General features: G+C 68.5%; 14 protein-coding genes. 4 read left to right on the top strand and 10 right to left on the bottom strand.

All coding sequences use genetic code 11. The features are described from left to right. Positions 1–40 precede the first annotated feature (40 nt). The 3 genes from P0592_RS15455 to P0592_RS15445 all read left to right on the top strand — a co-directional run bounded on the left by P0592_RS15455 (position 41) and on the right by P0592_RS15445 (position 4219). Positions 41–1240, top strand: a complete 1200-nt coding sequence (locus P0592_RS15455; RefSeq protein WP_276271804.1) for an ABC transporter substrate-binding protein — start codon at positions 41–43, stop codon at positions 1238–1240. A gap of 45 nt (positions 1241–1285) precedes the next feature. After that, positions 1286–2536: a mandelate racemase/muconate lactonizing enzyme family protein gene (locus P0592_RS15450; protein WP_276271803.1), complete on the top strand. Its 1251-nt coding sequence runs from the start codon at positions 1286–1288 to the stop codon at positions 2534–2536. Positions 2537–2887: 351 nt separating this feature from the next. Then, the gene (locus P0592_RS15445) at positions 2888–4219 is read left to right on the top strand and encodes a sodium-dependent transporter (protein WP_276271802.1); all 1332 of its coding nucleotides are present in this window, start codon (positions 2888–2890) and stop codon (positions 4217–4219) included. Positions 4220–4267: 48 nt separating this feature from the next. Here the strand turns inward: P0592_RS15445 and P0592_RS15440 are convergent, their stop codons facing one another. From P0592_RS15440 to P0592_RS15395, 10 genes are all read right to left on the bottom strand, one after another. After that, a complete protein-coding gene (locus P0592_RS15440; RefSeq protein WP_276271801.1) occupies positions 4268–5176 on the bottom strand; it encodes an NmrA/HSCARG family protein in 909 nt (302 codons plus the stop codon). 87 nt (positions 5177–5263) lie between these two features. After that, on the bottom strand, positions 5264–6826 hold the full coding sequence (locus tag P0592_RS15435; RefSeq protein ID WP_276271800.1) for an AMP-binding protein: 1563 nt from the start codon (positions 6824–6826) through the stop codon (positions 5264–5266). Then, complete coding sequence (locus tag P0592_RS15430; RefSeq protein ID WP_276271799.1) at positions 6819–7622, bottom strand: alpha/beta fold hydrolase; 804 nt, start codon at positions 7620–7622, stop codon at positions 6819–6821. The genes P0592_RS15435 and P0592_RS15430 overlap by 8 nt, the downstream gene beginning before the upstream one ends. Before the next feature lie 63 nt (positions 7623–7685). Continuing rightward, positions 7686–8714 (bottom strand): 3-oxoacyl-ACP synthase, encoded by a 1029-nt coding sequence (locus P0592_RS15425; protein ID WP_276271798.1) that lies wholly within the window; start codon positions 8712–8714, stop codon positions 7686–7688. Next, positions 8711–9949 carry a branched-chain amino acid ABC transporter permease gene (locus P0592_RS15420; protein WP_419181105.1) on the bottom strand — a complete coding sequence of 413 codons (1239 nt, stop codon included), beginning with the start codon at positions 9947–9949 and terminating at the stop codon, positions 8711–8713. The genes P0592_RS15425 and P0592_RS15420 overlap by 4 nt, the downstream gene beginning before the upstream one ends. Before the next feature lie 64 nt (positions 9950–10013). Next, entirely contained in the window at positions 10014–11003 is a 990-nt protein-coding gene (locus P0592_RS15415; RefSeq protein WP_276271797.1) for a branched-chain amino acid ABC transporter permease, read from the bottom strand. Beyond that, on the bottom strand, positions 11000–11698 hold the full coding sequence (locus P0592_RS15410) for an ABC transporter ATP-binding protein (protein ID WP_276271796.1): 699 nt from the start codon (positions 11696–11698) through the stop codon (positions 11000–11002). The genes P0592_RS15415 and P0592_RS15410 overlap by 4 nt, the downstream gene beginning before the upstream one ends. After that, positions 11695–12498 (bottom strand): ABC transporter ATP-binding protein, encoded by an 804-nt coding sequence (locus tag P0592_RS15405; protein ID WP_276271795.1) that lies wholly within the window; start codon positions 12496–12498, stop codon positions 11695–11697. The genes P0592_RS15410 and P0592_RS15405 overlap by 4 nt, the downstream gene beginning before the upstream one ends. A 1-nt stretch (position 12499) precedes the next feature. Next, positions 12500–13930 carry an ABC transporter substrate-binding protein gene (locus tag P0592_RS15400; RefSeq protein ID WP_276271794.1) on the bottom strand — a complete coding sequence of 477 codons (1431 nt, stop codon included), beginning with the start codon at positions 13928–13930 and terminating at the stop codon, positions 12500–12502. Between the two features lie 88 nt (positions 13931–14018). Next, positions 14019–14723 carry a helix-turn-helix domain-containing protein gene (locus tag P0592_RS15395; RefSeq protein WP_276271793.1) on the bottom strand — a complete coding sequence of 235 codons (705 nt, stop codon included), beginning with the start codon at positions 14721–14723 and terminating at the stop codon, positions 14019–14021. Positions 14724–14941: 218 nt separating this feature from the next. Between P0592_RS15395 and ppc the strand changes: the two genes are divergently transcribed. After that, entirely contained in the window at positions 14942–17638 is a 2697-nt protein-coding gene (gene ppc / locus P0592_RS15390; RefSeq protein WP_276271792.1) for a phosphoenolpyruvate carboxylase, read from the top strand. The last annotated feature ends 33 nt before the right edge of the window (positions 17639–17671 follow it).

Below are 17671 nucleotides of genomic sequence, written 5' to 3'. Positions count from 1 at the left end.
GCGGGGAAATTTCATAACAGTTCCATCGGTGGGCCCAGGTATGGCACACTCATCGACGGCCGTCGGGGACGCGGGCGGGGTGGAGCTGCTCCACCGACTCGTCGGCGGCGACGGCGGCGCGGCCCTCGACGCGCTGCTCGAGGGGTTCCGGCAGCGCCACCCGGACGTCTCGCTGGGGGACGTCACCGACGAGAACCTCAGCCTCGAAGTCAAGAGTCGCATCCTCAAGGAGGAGCCGCCGGACGTGTGGATCGAGTGGCCCGGCAAGAACCTCCAGCCCTACGACGACGCGAACGTCCTCGGCGACGCGAGCGACGTGTGGACGAGTTCGGACATGGAGGCGAACTACCTCGACGGCCCCCGCGAGGCCGCGAAGTTCGACGGGACCTACCGCGCGGTCCCGCTGAACATCCACCGCACCAACAACCTCTTCTACAACGTCGACCACGCTCGGGCGGCCGGTGTCGACCCGTCGGGCCTCGACAGCCCCCGGGCGCTGGCCGACGCGCTCGAACGGATCGACAGCGAGACGGAGCGTGTGGGGATGTTGCTCCCGATGAAGAACCCCTGGACCGTCCTCCAGCTGTTCGAGACGGTGTTGCTCGGCGAGTACGGTCACGACACCTACGTCGGTATCACCGACGACTCCGCGGCGGCCCACCGCCGGGAGATCGCCGAGGCGCTGGAGATCGTCGAGCGGTACGGCGACGTGGCCACCGACGACAAACTGTACACGGCGCTGACCGACGCCAACGAGCGGTTCGTCGACGGCGAGTCCGTCTTCTTCCACCAGGGCGACTGGGCCGCCGGAGCCTACACCGAGTCGCCGGGCTTCGACTACGGCGACGACTGGGACCACGTGCCGTTCCCGGGGACCGAGGGGCTGTACGCGATGAATATGGACGCCGTCGTCGCCGCGGCCGTCACCGACGACCCCGACGCCGTCGAGACGTTCCTGCGGTACGCCGGGTCGGCCGACGGCCAGCGCCGGTTCAACCAGAAGAAGGGGTCGATCCCGCCCCGGACCGACGTCGACACCAGTACGTTCACCCCGTTCCTCCAGGACCAGCAGGACGCCTTCCAGCGGTCGCGGGCGCAGCCGCTCTCGATCACCCACGGCCTCGGCGTCCGGCCCGACCAGCTCATCGGCCTGAAGACCGCGATGTCGTCGTTCGTCGCCGAGTGGGACGTGGAGGCGACCGCCGACGAGGTGATCGCGGCGTTCGACGCCCGGGCCTGATTCGATTCCTCTACACTTTTGTAACGGGCGTAGCAACGCCACGCTATGGGACACGCGAACGACGTCGACTACGCCGATCTGCACGACCCCAACGCCGAGTACACGATGCGAGAGCTGTCCTCGGAGACGATGGGCGTCACGGCGAAACGCGGCGGTGGCCGCGACGTAGAGATCACCGACGTTCAGACGACGATGGTGGACGGGAACTTCCCGTGGACGCTGGTCCGCATCTACACCGACGCCGGCGTCGTCGGCACCGGCGAGGCCTACTGGGGCGCGGGCGTCCCGGAGCTCATCGAGCGGATGAAACCGTTCGTCGTCGGCGAGAACCCGCTGGACATCGACCGGCTCTACGAGCACCTGATCCAGAAGATGTCCGGCGAGGGCTCCGTCGAGGGCGTCACCGTCACCGCCATCGCCGGCATCGAGGTCGCGCTGCACGACCTCGCCGGCAAGATCCTGGAGGTGCCGGCCTACCAGCTGCTGGGTGGGAAGTACCGCGACGAGATGCGCGTCTACTGTGACTGTCACACCGAGGAGGAGGCCGACGCCGACGCCTGCGCCGAGGAGGCCCGCCGCGTCGTCGACGAGCTCGGCTACGACGCCCTGAAGTTCGACCTCGACGTGCCCAGCGGCCTGGAGAAAGACCGCGCGAACCGCCACCTCCGTCCGGGCGAGATCCGCCACAAGGCCGAGATCGTCGAGAAGGTCACCGAGGAGGTCAAAGACGAGGCCGACGTCGCCTTCGACTGTCACTGGACGTTCTCCGGTGGCTCCGGCAAGCGCCTCGCCGAGGCCATCGAGGACTACGACGTCTGGTGGCTGGAGGATCCGGTCCCGCCGGAGAACCTCGACGTCCAGGAGGAGGTCACGAAGTCCACGAACACGCCGATCACCGTCGGCGAGAACCGCTACCGCGTGACCGAGGAGCGCCGGCTCATCGAGGACCAGGCGGTCGACATCATCGCGCCGGACATGCCGAAGGTCGGCGGGATGCGCGAGACCCGGAAGGTCGCCGACGTGGCGAACCAGTACTACATCCCGGTCGCGATGCACAACGTCTCGTCCCCGGTCGCGACGATGGCCAGCGCCCACGTCGGGGCGGCCATCCCGAACTCGCTGGCCGTCGAGTACCACTCCTACGAGCTCGGCTGGTGGGAGGACCTCGTCGAGGAGGACGTCATCGAGGACGGCTACATCGAGATCCCCGAGGAGCCGGGGCTGGGTCTGACGCTGGACCTCGACGCCGTCGAGGAGCACATGGTCGACGGGGACACGTTGTTCGACGAGGAGTGAAAACGACTCGTCGAGCACGAAGATCTCCGATCTTCGGCGTTCGACGAAGCGTAGCGAAGCGAGGTTCATCGAGCTCGACAGGCGAGCGCAGAGCCTGTCGGCGTTCGACGAAGCGTAGCGAAGCGAGGTTCATCGAGCTCGACAGGCGAGCGCAGAGCCTGTCGGCGTTCGACGAAGCGTAGCGAAGCGAGGCGCTTAGATCGTCGCGCTCGGCCGCGGAAGCGCTGCCGGGACCGGACGCGCCGGCGGACTGCGGGTGTCTCTTCACGCACCCCGACTCTCAGTTCGCCGACCGGTCTGGTCGGCTTTCCCAACGTAAAAGTAGATCACCCGTCGAGACGCCGCTGGACTATGTCAGACAGAAGTGCCTGGACGAGTCGCGTCGGTTTCATCCTCGCCGCGGTCGGAAGCGCAGTCGGGCTCGGGAACATCTGGTCGTTCCCGTTCCGGACGGCGAGCAACGGCGGCGCGGCGTTCCTCGTCGTCTACCTCGTGGCCGTGTTCCTCATCGGGTTCCCGGCGATGATGATCGAGTTCGTCATCGGTCGTCGGGGCGAGCAGAACCCGGTCCACGCCTTCGACCGGATCGGCCACGGGAACTGGTCGTTCGTCGGCGGCCTGGGCGCGTTCACGTCGTTCGTGACACTCGCTTTCTACAGCGTCGTCGGCGGCTGGGTGTTCAGTTACATCGCCGGCAGCGCGACGGGCGCGTACTTCGGCGATCCAGCCGCGTACTTCGGATCGGTGGCGTCGGGACCGATCGCGATCGGCGCACACGCGCTGTTCATGGCCGTCACCGTCGGGATCGTCGCGCTCGGCGTCACGGACGGCATCGAGCGAGCGACGAAGTTCATGATCCCGGGGATCTTCGTCCTGCTGATCGGCCTGGGGGTCTGGGCGGCGACCCTCCCCGGAGCCTCGGCGGGCTACAGCTACTACCTCACGCCGGACTTCGGGACCATCGTGAACAACTTCGGTTCGATCGTCCCCCCGGCGATGGGGCAGGCCTTCTTCACGCTCTCGCTCGGGTTCAGCGTGATGATCGCCTACTCGTCGTATCTGGACCGTGACGACAGCCTCCCGGCCGACGGGGGCGCGATCGTCGTCATCAACACGCTCGTGGCCGTCCTCGCCGGGTTCGTCGTCTTCCCGGTCCTGTTCGCGACCGGCGGTGCCGAGGGTGCCACCGGCGGCTCGGGGACGGCCTTCGTCGCTCTCGCCGGGGCCTTCGGGGAGGTCCCCGGCGGACAGGTTCTGGGGCTGCTGTTCTTCGTCGTCTTGCTGTTCGCGGCGCTGTCGAGCTCCATCAGCCTCCTCGAGGTCCCCGTCTCGTTCGTCACCGAGCAGTACGGCGTCTCCCGCGCCAAGGGGTCGCTCGGGATGGGGACTGCCGTCCTCCTCGTGGGGGTCCCGGCGGCGCTGGGGACGAACTACCTGACGTTCTACAACGACGTCGTGTTCAACCTCCTGCTGCCGATCGTCGTCTTCCTGCTCGCCGCGTTCACGTGGTTCAGCGGCCGGGATATCGTGGACGAACTCCAGCGCGGGACGTCGCTGGGCGAGACCTTCCCCACCGTCTGGCTCTGGTGGGTCCGACTCGTCGTCCCGGTGGCCGTCGCCGTGACCCTCTATCTCGGCGTGAAGGGGCTGTACACGGGCCTGACGAACGGAACGTACTTCTGAAAACGGCGAGCGGTCACGCCGACTCGACGGTCGGCGTCTCTCCGCCCGTTACGAGAACGCCTTGACCCAGCCGGGGGTCGAGGCCATCCCGTCTTTCTCCGCCCAGCCGTGTTCGCGGAGGTACGTCTCCAGGTCGGCGAACTCGAAGCCGAACGTCTCCTCGAGCGCGTCGACGTCGGCGTCGTACCCGACCTCGTTGAACCACTCGCACATCACGGTGAACTCCTCGCCGAACTCGTCGTAGGCGTCCTCGATGGGGACGTGACGGGCCTCGACGTCCTGACCGGACACCTCGCTGATGAGGGCGGCGGTCTCTTCGAGCGTCTTGTCGTCGCCCGCGAGTTCGTAGCGCTCGCCGACGAACTCGTCCGGGCTCGCGAGCGCGACGGCCGCGGCGTGACCCACGTCGTCGACGTCGACCATCTGGAGGGAGACGTCCTCGGCCAGCGGGAGCGCGAGCGTCCCGTCGTCGACGATGCTCTCGACGAACGCCTCGAGGTTCTGGTAGAAGAACACCGGCTGGAGGACGGTCAGCGGGAGGTCGAGGTCGCGGGCGTGCTGTTCGATCTCCCACGCCGAGTCGAAGTGGGGGACGCCGGTGTCTCGCTCGTGGCTCCCGACGCCGCTGAAGACGAACTGGTCGACGCCCTCCGCGGCGGCCACGTCCGCGAGGTTCTCCCCCTGCTCGACTTGGCCGTCGTAGCCCTCGGTCCAGAAGTTCGTGACGGCGAACACGCTGTCGACGGCCGCCACGTGCTCGCGGAAGCTCTCCGGTTCGTAGAGGTCGCCCTCGACCATCGTGACACCGCGGTCGGTCAGCGCCTGTGCTCGGTCGGAGTCGGAGTTCCGCGTGAGGCCGTACACGTCGAAGTCCGTGTCGGCGGCTAGCAGGTGGTCGACGACTGCGCCGCCCTGGTTGCCGGTCGCGCCGGTGACGAGAACGCTTGTCTCTGTCATCGACAGCGGCAAGGGAGAGCGCGGATATGTGTGTTTGGCGACAGACGAGTCACCGGGTGACAGCGATGTCACCCCGCCGAGTTCCCGTCACTCGCCGTACTCGTCGGCGACGGCCTGGCGGTCGATCTTGTCCGGGCCGCTGGTCGGCATCTCGTCGACGAACGCGAGGTGACGCGGGTGTTTGAACCGCGCCAGCCGGCCGTCGAGGAACGACCGCAGGGACGACAGCGAGAGGTCGTCGGCGTCGGCCGTCAGTTCGACGACGGCCTTCCCGACCTGGCCCCACTCCGCGTCGTCGACGGGGATCACGACGACCTCGGCGACGGCCTCGTGGCCGGCGATCGCGTCCTCGACCTCGGCGGGGTAGACGTTCTCGCCGCCGCTGACGAACATGTCCTTCTTGCGCCCCTCGATGTAGTAGTAGCCGTCCTCGTCGACCCGTGCGAGGTCGCCGGTCGAGACCCACCCGTCGCCGAACGTGGCCTCGCTCTCCGCGGGGTCGTCGAGGTAGCCGGCCGCCGCGTGGGGCGAGCGGAGTTCGAGCTCGCCGACTGACCCCCGTTCGACGGCGTCGCCGTCGTCGGTGATCCGAGCGTCGACGTGCATCGCGGGGGTGCCGACCGAGTCGGCCTTCTCGCGGGGCCACTCCTCCGGCATCGCGAAGTTGTTCGGGCCACACTCGGTGAGGCCGTAGCCCTGCGAGAGGTCGACGCCGCGGTCCCACCAGGCCTCCATCACGGCCTGGCGGCACGGGCCGCCGCCGGACTTGGCGACCCGGAGCGTCGAGAGGTCGGTCGACTCCCACTCGTCGTGTTCGGTCATCATCCGCAGGACCGCCGGGACGGCGACGAGCACCGAGCCGCCCTCGTCATCGACGACCCGGAGCAGCTGTCCGGGGTCGAACTCGCGGGCGATACAGACGGTCCCGCCCATGTGCCACGTCGGGACGGTGACGACGTTCCAGCCGCCAGTGTGGAACATCGGGAACACCATCGGAGCCACGTCGTCGTCCCGAAGGCCCCACGCGGTGATGGTGTTCAGGGAGTTCCAGACGACGCCGCGGTGGGTGATGCACGTCTCCTTGGGCGTCCCCGTCGACCCGCCGGTGTGCAAGAGGAGGTGCGCGTCCTCGGTGTCGACCGTCGCCGTCTCGACGGGCGAGTCGTCCGCCGGGAGCGCCGCCGCGTACGTCGACTCGTCGACGGCGTCGTCCCCCTCCTCCGCCGTCGTCACCGCGAGCAGGGTCGTCTCCACGCCGCCGGCCGCGTCGACCGCCGCACGGACGTCGTCGAGGAACGGCGTCTCGACGACGAGCAGCTCCGGTTCCACGCGGTCGAGTAGCTCGCCCAGCTCCGGCGGTGCGAGCCGGTGGGAGAGGGGGGCGAGGACGCCGCCGGTCTTGCCGGTCGCGAAGAACAGGTCGACGACGGCGGGCCGGTTGCGCGAGACGACGGCCACCCGCCCGCCGTCGGCGACGCCGTGCTCGTAGAGCAGTCGGGCAGTGCGGTTCGCGCGGGCGTCGAGGTCGGCGTAGGTGAACCGTCGCCCGGTCGTCACGTCGACTAGCCCCTCGCGGTCGGGCGTCAGCGCCGCACGGCGCTCGCTCCACGCGCCGACCCACGCCTGGGGGCCGCCGGCGAACTCAGACATCGTCGAGGAACCCCCGCAGGCGCTCGTTGACCTCGTCGCTGCGCTCGACGAACAGCAGGTGTGGCGCGCCCTCCAGCGCGACGAACTCGGCGTCCGGGAGCCCCTCGGCCAGTAGCTCGCCGTTGGCGAACGGGACCACGCGGTCGTCGGTCCCGTGGAGGACCAGCGCCGGCACCTCGATCTCGCCGAGGCGGCCGTGGACGTCGAACGCCTCGACGGCGGCCCCCTGCCACTGACGGGCGCGCTCGCTGGCGTCGCTCTCCAGCCGCCAGTCGACGATGCGCTCGACGAGGTCCGCGTTCGCCTCCCAGAAGGCGTCGGTCATCGCGGGGGCCATCTTGTAGCGGATGGCCTCCCGGTCACTGACGTCGTCGGGGACCCCGTACATCCGTTCGAGGGTCTCCTCGGGGATCGGCTCCTCCTTGGGGCCGCCCGGGGACGTACACAGCAGCGTCAGCGAGTCGGCCCGGCCGTGGTCCAGCGCGAACTGCTGGGCGATCATCCCGCCCATACTCGCGCCGACGACGTGGGCCGACTCGACGCCGGCGTCGTCGAGGACGGCCGCGAGGTCACCGGCCATCTGTGCCATCGTGTACGGTCCCTCGGGCTCGTCCGACTCGCCGGTCCCGCGGTTGTCCCAGACGACGACGTCGTAGTCGTCCCGGACCGCGCGGCGCTGCCAGCGCCACATCCAGCGGCCGTAGCCGAGTCCCTCGACGAACACCACGGTCTCGGCGTCGGCCGGTCCCTCCCGCTCGTAGGCGAGTCGGACGTCGTCGTTGTAGGCGTGTGGCATGTTACGATCCCTCCGAAGTCGGTGCCGTGAGGCATATTGTTGTCTTGACTCTCATATCGGCTGTCAGGTACACCACTCCAGTACCGTCGCCGCCCAGGTGTAGCCGGTGCCGGCGGCGAGACAGAGGACCACGTCGCCGTCGGACAGGTCCTCGCGGACGGCGTCGAGTGCGATCCCCTGGTCACAGCTCTGGACGTGTCCGAACTCGTCGAGGTACAGCTGCTCGTCCTCGGCGAGTCCGAAGTCGTCACAGAGCGTCTCGTGGAACGACCGCTTCATATGGGTGATCGCTGCGAAGTCGAGGTCGTCGCGGTCGTGGTCCGACCGCGCCAGCGCCTCGTCGGCGACCTGCCGGAAGTTCGGCAGGCTCACCGCGGCGAGTCGGCGCTTCATCTCCTCGTGGTCCGGGACCCGCAGCGAGTGCCCGCCGCTGTCGACGGTGTCGCGGCTCGGCGGCCGGCGGGTCCCGCCCGCGGGCACGATCACGTCCTCGGCGAAGCTACCGTCGGTCAGTGTCGCGCTCTCGCGGACGCGGGCGACGGCCCGCTCGGGCGCGTCCCGTTCGAGGACGAACGCCGTCGCGCCGCTGCCGAAGTTGAACATGAAGGACGTGTCCGGGTCGTCGTAGTCGACCAGGTCCTCCTCGCGGCTGGCGGCGACGAGCAGGAGCCGGTCGATCCCGGGGTCGGCCGAAAGCAGCGCCTTGGCCTCGCGGGTCGCGACCGGCTGGCCGGCACAGAGGGCGTAACTCTCGGTGGCCCCGGCACCCTCGGCCCCGAGTTCCTCGGCGACGGCCGCGGCGGCGTTCCAGACCACGTGGTCTTTCAGCTCGCTGCCGTGGTACCGGACGGCGTCGAGCGTGTCGGCGGGGAGGGCCGAGTCGTCGGGCCCGGCGTCGGCCAGCGCCGCCTCCGCGGCGGCGACGCACATCTCGGAGGGGTGGTCGTCGTCGGGCGGGCAGACGTGTTTCCGCCGGAGCCCCATCTTCTCGACGACGACCTCCTCGGGGATGCCGCTGCGCTCGGCGACCTCCGCGCCGGTCACCGTCTCCGCGGGGAGGTAGGTCCCGATCCCGGTGACGTGGACGGTCACTCCTCGTCACCTCCGGGGCGGTCGGGGGTCGGCTGCTGGTCCCGGAACCGGGCGCGGGCGACGTCGGCGAGCGTCCCGCCGACGCGCTGGCGCACGGTCCCGAGGAGGCCGTCCGGGACGTAGAGGACGAACAGGACGAAGACGACGCCGACGTAGAGGCTGGCGTGGCCGTTCAGCAGCGTGTTGACCAGCCCGCCCAGCGTCATGTCGCCGATCACCGGCGTCGCCAGCGTCTCCTCGCCGAGTCCGGCCCGGAGGTACGGGAGCAGGCCGCCGCCCTGGCCGGACTTCGAGAGGAACTCCCGGATCGTCTCGTCGAACAGCCACCCGTACAGCGGACCGGCGAGCGTGCCGAACCCGCCGATGATGCTCGCCAGCAGCGCGTCGCCGGTCGTCAGGAAGTAGAAGGAGCTCTCCGGAGTCGCCGAGCGCCGGAACCCGGCGAACAGGCCGCCGGCGACGGCCCCGAAGAAGCCGCTGATGGCGAACGCCGCCAGCTTGTAGAGGTAGGTGTTGTAGCCGATGGCGACCGCTCGCTCCTCGTTCTCGCGGATGGCGATCATCACGCGGCCGAACGGGGAGTGGATGATCCGCTGCATCGCGAAGTAACAGACCAGGACGACCAGCCCGATCATGTAGTAGGAGACGGCGGTGCTGCTGAGCGTGTGGCCCAGCAGGGCCGCCTCCTCCCCGGCCAGCACGCCGATGCCGATGTTGAACGGGTCGACGCCGGGGATGCCGATGTCGAACCCGCTCGGGTGCGTGCCGCCGACCGAGGGGCCGTCGCGGGGGTTCGACGCGACGTAGTCCCAGCCCCGGACGAAGACGTACAGCACCTGTGCGAACCCGAGCGTGATCATCGCGAAGTAGACCCCGGACAGCCGGAAGGAGACGAGTCCGATGACGATCGCCAGCAGGACCGCGAACACGCCGCCGACCAGCAGCGAGACCATGAACGGCGTGCTGGTCGGCAACAGCGGCACGGCACCGTTGGCGATCAGGATGACGGTGTACGCGCCCGTCCCGTAGAAGGCCGCGTGGCCAAAGGAGAGGTAGCCGGTGTAGCCGCTGATGAAGTCGAACGACATCGCGAACAGGCCGAAGTACAGCACCGATGTCATCGTGTCGACGCTGGGCAGCAGCACCTCGGCCTCGTACAGCGTCAACGTCTCGACCAGCGTGTGGTAGAGCGCGGGGTACGCCGCCAGCAGGGCGAGGACGGCGACGTGGGGCACGTGCGCCCGCAGGTAGGCGGTCGGCCACGCCGTGTCGGCGGCCGCGGCCGGGGAGTGTTCGGTGCTAATGGCCCCCCACCTCCTCGACGCCGAACAGGCCCTGTGGTCTGACGATGAGCGTCACGACCAGCACGAGGAACAGCATCAGTTCCGGCAGGCCGGTAAAGCGGATGTAGTTCACGAACCACCACGTCATCACGGCGTCGGTCATCCCGACGACCAGCGAGGCGGCGACGGTCCCACGGAAGGTCCCGAGGCCGCCGACGATGACGACGATGAACGCGGGCAGCAGCGTCTCGGCCGCGAGCGGGACGCTCGCGCCCCAGACCTTGTCCCACATCAGCAGCGTCCCGGCGACCCCGGCCAGCCCGATCCCGAGCGCGAAGACGACGGTGAACACGCGCCGGACGTCGACCCCGAGCGCGGCGGCCATCTCGGTGTCCTCGCTGCCGGCCCGGATGTAGAGCCCGTATCGCGTCTTGGTGAGGAACGCCCAGGTCGCCACGACGGTCAGCACGCCGATCAGGATCTCGAAGACGGCGAGCCAGCGTACGTCGATCGGACCGAGCGCCGCCGGTTCGCGGAGGAACTGGGGCTTGGTCGCAAGCGCCGCCTGCCAGTCCGAGAGCGGCTGCATCCCGTAGATCGAGAGGACGATACGGACGATCTCGTCGATCACCAGCGTCAGGCCGAACGTCAGCAGGATCTGGTAGATCGGCGGGCGGTCGTACAGCGGCCTGATGATCGTCGTCTCGATCGCCCCGCCCAGCATCGTGAGCGCGCCGAACACGAGCAGGATGGCCAGGAAGAAGAAGGCCAGCCGCGCGACGGTCCCGCTTGCCTGTGTCACCGTCAGGACCATCACGAGGCCGCCGAGGTACGCCCCGACCATCGTCAGCGACCCGTGGGCGAAGTTCAACACGCCCATCAGGCCGAAGATCAGCGTCAGGCCGCTGGCGATCAGGACGTACAGCGACGCCTTCGCCAGCCCCTCGAAGAAGACGCTCCCCAGCTCCGAGACCGTCAGGAAGTCCAGCAGCGTCTCGACGATCATGCGGAGAGGTACCTCCTGAGCCGTTCGTCGTCCGCCGACACCGCGTCGGCGTCGCCCTCGTCGACGACCCGCCCGTTGTCGACGACGTAGAACCGATCGGCGAGGTCCAGCGCCAGCGGGAGGTTCTGCTCGACCAGCAACACGGTCGCGGCCTCGCTGGCGCGGGCCAGCGCCTCGGCCACGTCCGCGACGATCTGCGGGGCGAGTCCCTCGCTCGGTTCGTCCACCAGCAACAGGTCGTTGTCGCCGACCAGCCCCCGGGCGATGGCGAGCATCTGCTGTTGCCCGCCCGAGAGCGTCCCGGCCTCCTGGCCGCGGCGCTCCTCCAGGATGGGGAACGACTCGAACGCGAGCTGTAACCCCTCCTGAACGTCGTCGCTCTCCGGGACCGCCACGCGGAGGTTCTCCTCGACGGTCAACTGCGCGAACACCCGGCGGTCCTCCGGGATCCAGCCGAGGCCGCGCTGTGCGACCTCGTGGGTCTCCAGGCCGATCAGCGACTCGTCCCTGTACCGGATGTCCCCCTCACGTGGCGGGGTCAGCTGGAGGATCGAGCGCAGCGTCGTCGTCTTGCCGACGCCGTTGCGGCCCACGAGCGCGACCACCTCGCCGGACTCGACGGAGAGGTCCACCCCCTCGAGGATGTGGCTGTCCCCGTAGTAGGTCTGGACCCCCTCCAGTTCCAGCAGGCTCACGCGGACCCCTCCTCGGCGGCCGTCTCGTCGGCCGTCGCGTCGTCGAGGTCGCCCGGCTCGTACCCGCCGAGGTAGGCGGACTGGACGTCCGGGTCGGCCCGGACCGCCTCGGGGTCGTCGTCGGCGATGACGCTGCCCTGGTGGAGGACGACGACGCGATCCGAGACGTCCATCACGATGTCCATGTTGTGTTCGACCAGCAGGACCGCGTGGTCCTCGGCCACGTCCTCGACGAGGTCCCGTACCTCGTCGACGCTCTCGGATGAGACGCCCGCGTTCGGCTCGTCCAGCAGGAGCACCGACGGGTCGCCCGCGAGCGCGATGGCCACCTCGAGCTTCCGCTTTGCCCCGTGACTGAGCGTGCTCGCGGGGTCCGTCGCGCGGTCGGTCAGCCCGACGCGGTCGAGCTTCGCGTACGCGCGCTCGGTGTACTTCTCGAAGTGGTCGACGTTGCGCCAGATCGCGTGGGAGTCGCTGCCGCTTGCCTGCTCCGCGATGCGGACGTTCTCCAGCACGCTGCTGTTCGGGAAGACGTTCGTCACCTGGTAGGAGCGATGGACCCCGCGCCGGGCCGTCTCGTGGGGCGCGGCGTCGGTGATGTCCGTCCAGCCGTCGCCCGCTCGCAGTTCGACGGTGCCAGCCGTCGGCTCCAGCGCCCCGGTCAGGAGGTTGAAGAACGTCGTCTTGCCCGCGCCGTTGGGCCCGATGAGCGACGTCAGCTCCGACCCGAGCTCGAAGTCGACGCTGTCGACGGCGGTCAGCCCGCCGAAGTCCTTCGTCAGTCCTCGCGTTCTGAGCATGTTACAGCGAGCAGTTCATCTGGTCGCTGTCTGCGGGGATGGTGGCCTCGCTCCCGTCGATGCGTGCGAGCGGTTCGCTGGGCATGATGGCCGCGCCCCAGTTCTCCGCCCACTCGTCGGTCGTCGGGATCGGGTTGGCGACGGTCATCTCGGAGCGGGCCTGGTTGTTGTACTCCTGGAACGTGTAGCCGCCCTCGCCTTTCGGCGTGTCCGTGACGGTCATCCCCTTCAGGGCGCTCGCGATGTCGGCACCCGCGGTCGAGCCGCCCTCGGTGATCGCCTGGTGGATCGCCGAGGCACCCGTGAACATCCCGGACGTGAACAGGTCCGGGACGACGCCGTAGGTGCTGGTGTAGGTGTCGACGAAGCTGTTGTTGATGGGGTTGTCGTACTGGTTCCAGTGGTACCGAGTCGTGAACGGGCCGAGCTTCGCGTTCCGGAGCTTCTCGCGGGTCAGCGGCTCGCCCAGCACGTTCTGGAGTGTCCCGCCGACGACGCTGTTGGTGATCCGCGTCGCGAAGCCGCCGAACGCCCGGTAGGAGTAGTCGCCGGAGACGAAGGCGTTGAACAGCGCCGGGAGCGTCGCGACGGTGAAGCCGCCGACGATCCCCTCCGCACCGTCCTCCTCGGCGTTGTCCAGCAGCCCCTCCCACTCGGCGTAGCCCCGCTCGACGAACCGCTTACCGACGATCTCGACGCCCTCGTTCTCCAGGACCGCCTGGTAGTTGTTGACGACCGCACGGCCGAAGGAGTAGTCGGCCCCGAACAGGTACACCCGCGAGACGTCCGTCTCGTTGGCGACGTACTTCCCGCCGGAGCGGGCGTCCATCGCGGTGTTCTCGCTCGCGCGATAGACCAGGTCGCTACACGTCTCGCTGCTGGCCGTGATGCTGGCGGAGGCCGCCGGCCCGGCCATGTACGGGACGCCCGCCTGACTGACCACGGTCGAGACGACCCGGCCCGCGGCCCCGGAGGAGGCACAGCCGGCGAGCATATCCACGTCCTGGTTCTCGACGAGGTTCGTCGCGGCGGTCTGTGCCTGATCGGCCGAGAACCCGGTGTCCCTGACGTAGATCGTGTAGTCCACGTCGCCGACGCTCAGGGAGAGCTCGCCGGTACTGGGCTCGGCGGGTGGCGTCATATCCCCCTTGTGGGCCAGCCCCGAGAGGAACCCCCAGAGGGACTGCTGCCCGTAGTACGCCAGGTCCCCCGAGAGGGGCTGGAGCATCCCGAGCGTCACCGATTGCGTGCTGTCCGACCCGTCCGTCGATGTGCCCTCGCTCATATTGGAACTGCCGTCGCCGCCGTCGCTTCCATCGCTGCCGTCTCCACCGTCGCCGCTGCCGCCGTCCTGGCTGACACAGCCGCTGAGACCGGCGATACCGATACCGAGCGATCCGAGGACTCGCCGTCGAGTGATACTCTCTCGCATACCAGGCAAACATACACGAACGACCACAATAGAACCGCGCGTTAACATATTAACCGCGGGGGAGCGACGGTGTGGATGCCACGGTGTCTCAGGAGTCGATGTCGTCGAACGCGTCGACGACGCGCTCGATCATCTTGCGTTCGCCCCGGCGGAGGTTCTTCGAGACGGCGGGTTTGGAGATACCGAACTCCTCGGCGAGCGACCCCAGCGTGGCGTCCCGCGGGCTCTCGAAGTAGCCCGAGGAGACAGCCTCCTCCAGGGTCTCGCGCTCTCGGTCCGAGAGGTCCCGGCAGCCCTCGATGAGCGTCATCGCGGCCCCGGCGTTCTGTGCCACGTCGTTGAGTTCGGGTAGCGTCGTCGCCGACCGGTCGATGATGTCGAACTCGTTGTCCCGGTCCAGTTCCGAGAGTGTGTCGTCCGCGTCCCGTCCCCGGTCGAACCCGACGTGCCACACCTCGCTGCCGGCCTCGATGTGGAACGGGCCGGTGATGTATCCCCCGTTGTCCCGGATGGTCCGCATCGCGGTCGTCTCGGCCATCACGGTCCGAACCTGGGCCACGTCGTCCTGTCGGCGGACCATCGTCACGTCGTTCATGTTCCGGTGGTCCCGCAGGGCCGACAGGCCGGTGTCCAGCGCCTCGGTTTCCTCGGCCTCCACGACCATCCGCGTCTCCAGTTCGCGTTCCGCCGTGTCGAAGTCCCAGTGGACGGCCGCGAACGCGACACCGTGGTCTGCCGTCGTGTCGATGAACGGGCAGTCGTACTGCTCCATATCCATAGCGATGTCGATCATAGGCAGCCCACGCTACGTAGAACCGGTAGCTCTGTAATCATAAATCATTCTTCCCACGACGGCTACGATGCTCCGGCCCGTCGGGCGCGGGCCGCTCCGTTCGACCCTCCGACGGGCCGGTCAGTTGTCCCGAGTTCTGCACGAACGTCCACGCACGTCCCCGTCCCTGCGCCCCCCGATTCAATAGTGTTTTAGGGTTCGACTCGGGATGGACTGGTATGACTTTGCACGCCAGAGAGATAAACCAGGACGTGCGCGAACTGGGGGAGCTCCTGGGCGAGATCGTCGAGGCGCAGTCGTCGACCGAGGCGTTCGAGACGGTCGAACAGATCCGGACCTCCTCGATCGAGTACCGTCGCGGCGACGCCGACAGCCGCGCCGAGGTCGGCGACACGATCGACCGCCTCGGCCCGGAGATGCAGGACATCGTCGCCCGGGCGTTCACCACCTACTTCGAACTCATCAACCTCGCGGAGGAGCGCGAGCGCGTGCGCGAGATCAGAGAGGGCGCACAGGCCGGCGTCCTCGAGGACAGCGTGGAGGCGGCCGTCGAGGACCTCGCGGACCGCGACGCCGGCTCCGAGGAGGTCGAGCAGGTCCTCGACGACGTGCTCATCCAGCCGACGTTCACGGCCCACCCGACCGAGGCCCGCCGCAAGACGGTCAAGGCCAAGCTCCGGGCCGTCGCACAGGACCTCGAAGCCCTGGACGAGGTCCGGCTCACCGACCGCGAGGAGGAGCGCATCGAGCGTGACCTCGCGTCGGAGGTGACGAGTCTCTGGCAGACCCCGCAGGTCCGCGACCGCCGCCCCGAGGTCACCGACGAGGCGCTCAACGTCCAGTGGTACCTCGAGAACGTCCTCTTCGAAGTCATCGACCGCGTCTACGACGAGCTCGAGCGAGTCATCGACGAGGAGTACGACGAGGACCTCGACGTCCCCAAGCTCTACGAGTTCCGGTCGTGGGCCGGCTCGGACCGCGACGGAAACCCCTTCGTCACCCCGGAGGTCACGGAGGAGACGCTGGAACGGCAACGCGACACGGTCCTCCCGCTGTACCGCGACAAGCTCAAGGAGCTCTCGGGCGTGTTGAGCCAGGACGCCTCGAACATCGAGACCGGCGACGCGTTCGACGACAGCCTGCGGGCGCACAAGGACCGACTCCCCGGTGCCGCCGACGAAGCCGAGGAGCGCTATCCCGACGAGCCTTACCGGCAGAAGCTCAAGCTGATGCGCGAGTCCGTGCTTCGGGTCAGCGACGTGCGTCAAGGCGGCTACGACAGCGCCGATGACCTGCTGTCCGACCTGCGGACCATCGCCGACAGCCTCCGGCAGAACGACGCCGAGGTGATCGCCGAGTCCCACGTCGACCCGCTCGTCCGGAAGGTCGACACGTTCGGTTTCTCGCTGGCGAGCCTCGACCTGCGGGACCACCGCAAGATGCACACCGACGCCATCGCCGAGGCCGTCGAGCGCGAGGGCATCGACTACTACGAGATGGACGAGGAGGGCCGCGTGGACTTCCTCACCGAGGCCATCCTACAGGACGACACCGTCGTCGACATGGAGGCCACCGAGGACCTCTCCGACGACGCGACCCGCGTCCTCCGGCGGTTCCGCAAGACCGCGGAGTGGCAAAACGAGTTCGGGATGGACGCCATCGACACCTACGCAATCTCCTGGTGTGAGGAGCCCAGCCACGTGCTGGAAGTGCTCTTCCTCGCCGACCAGGTCGGCGTCGTCGACCTGCCGGGCTACTGCGGGCTGGACATCGTCCCGCTGCTGGAGTCCGAGTACGCCCTCTCCGGTGCCCGCCGCATCATGGGCACGCTGTTCGAGAACGAGGCCTACTCCCAGGCGCTTTCGGCCCGCAACGGCGTCCAGGAGATCATGCTGGGCTACTCCGACTCCAACAAGGAGAACGGCTTCCTCGCGGCCAACTGGTCGCTGTACAACAACCAGAAGCGCCTGGCCGACATCACCGACGACTTCGACGTGGAGATGCGGCTGTTCCACGGCCGCGGCGGCTCCATCTCCCGCGGCGGCGGTCCGATGAACGACGCGATGCTGGCCCTGCCAAACGAGACCGTCACCGGACAGATCAAGTTCACCGAGCAGGGCGAGGCCATCGCCGAGAAGTACGCCAACCACGACATCGCCGAGCGGAACCTCGAACAGATGCTCAACGCTCAGATGCGGGCCCGGCACAACGCGATGCACGAGCCGGTCGAGGAGATCCCCGAGCACTGGCGCGAGGCGATGGAGACCGCGGCACCGGCCGCCCGCGAGGAGTACCGCGACCTGCTGGAGACGGACGGGTTCGTGGAGTTCTTCGAGCAGGCGACCCCGATCACCGTCATCGAGAACCTGAACATGGGGTCGCGACCGGCGTCCCGCAGCGAGGACCGCAGCGTCGAGGACCTGCGTGCGATCCCGTGGGTGTTCTCCTGGACGCAGGCCCGCTGTATCATCCCCGGCTGGTACTCGATCGCCACCGGTCTCAACGCCTACCTGGAGGACGGCGGGGACATCGAGACCCTCCAGGAGATGTACGAGGAGTGGCCGTTCTTCCGGACGAAAGTCGACAACGCCTCGCTCGCGCTGGCCCGCTCGGAGATGGGCATCGCCGAGGAGTACGCCGACCTCGCCGAGGACGACCTCCGCGAGAAGATCTTCCCGCGCATCCGCGAGGAGTACGAGGAGACGGTCGACCTGGTCCGGGAGATCACCAAGCGCGAGGGGCTGCTCACCCGCGAGTGGCTCGAGGAGAACCTCGAACGCCGTAACCCCTACGTCGACCCGCTGAACCTCCTGCAGGTCAGGCTGTTGGCCCAGTCTCACCTCACCGAGACGGAGCAGCGGACGCTCCGCCTGACCGTCCAGGGCATCGCCGCCGGGATGAAAAACACCGGGTAGCTCGATCACGGCCACCGTCTTCGCCGCCCGCCG

Origin of the sequence: Haloarcula litorea, from assembly GCF_029338195.1 — an archaeon.
Lineage (GTDB): Archaea > Halobacteriota > Halobacteria > Halobacteriales > Haloarculaceae > Haloarcula > Haloarcula litorea.
This window is presented reverse-complemented; position numbering and strand designations above follow the sequence as displayed.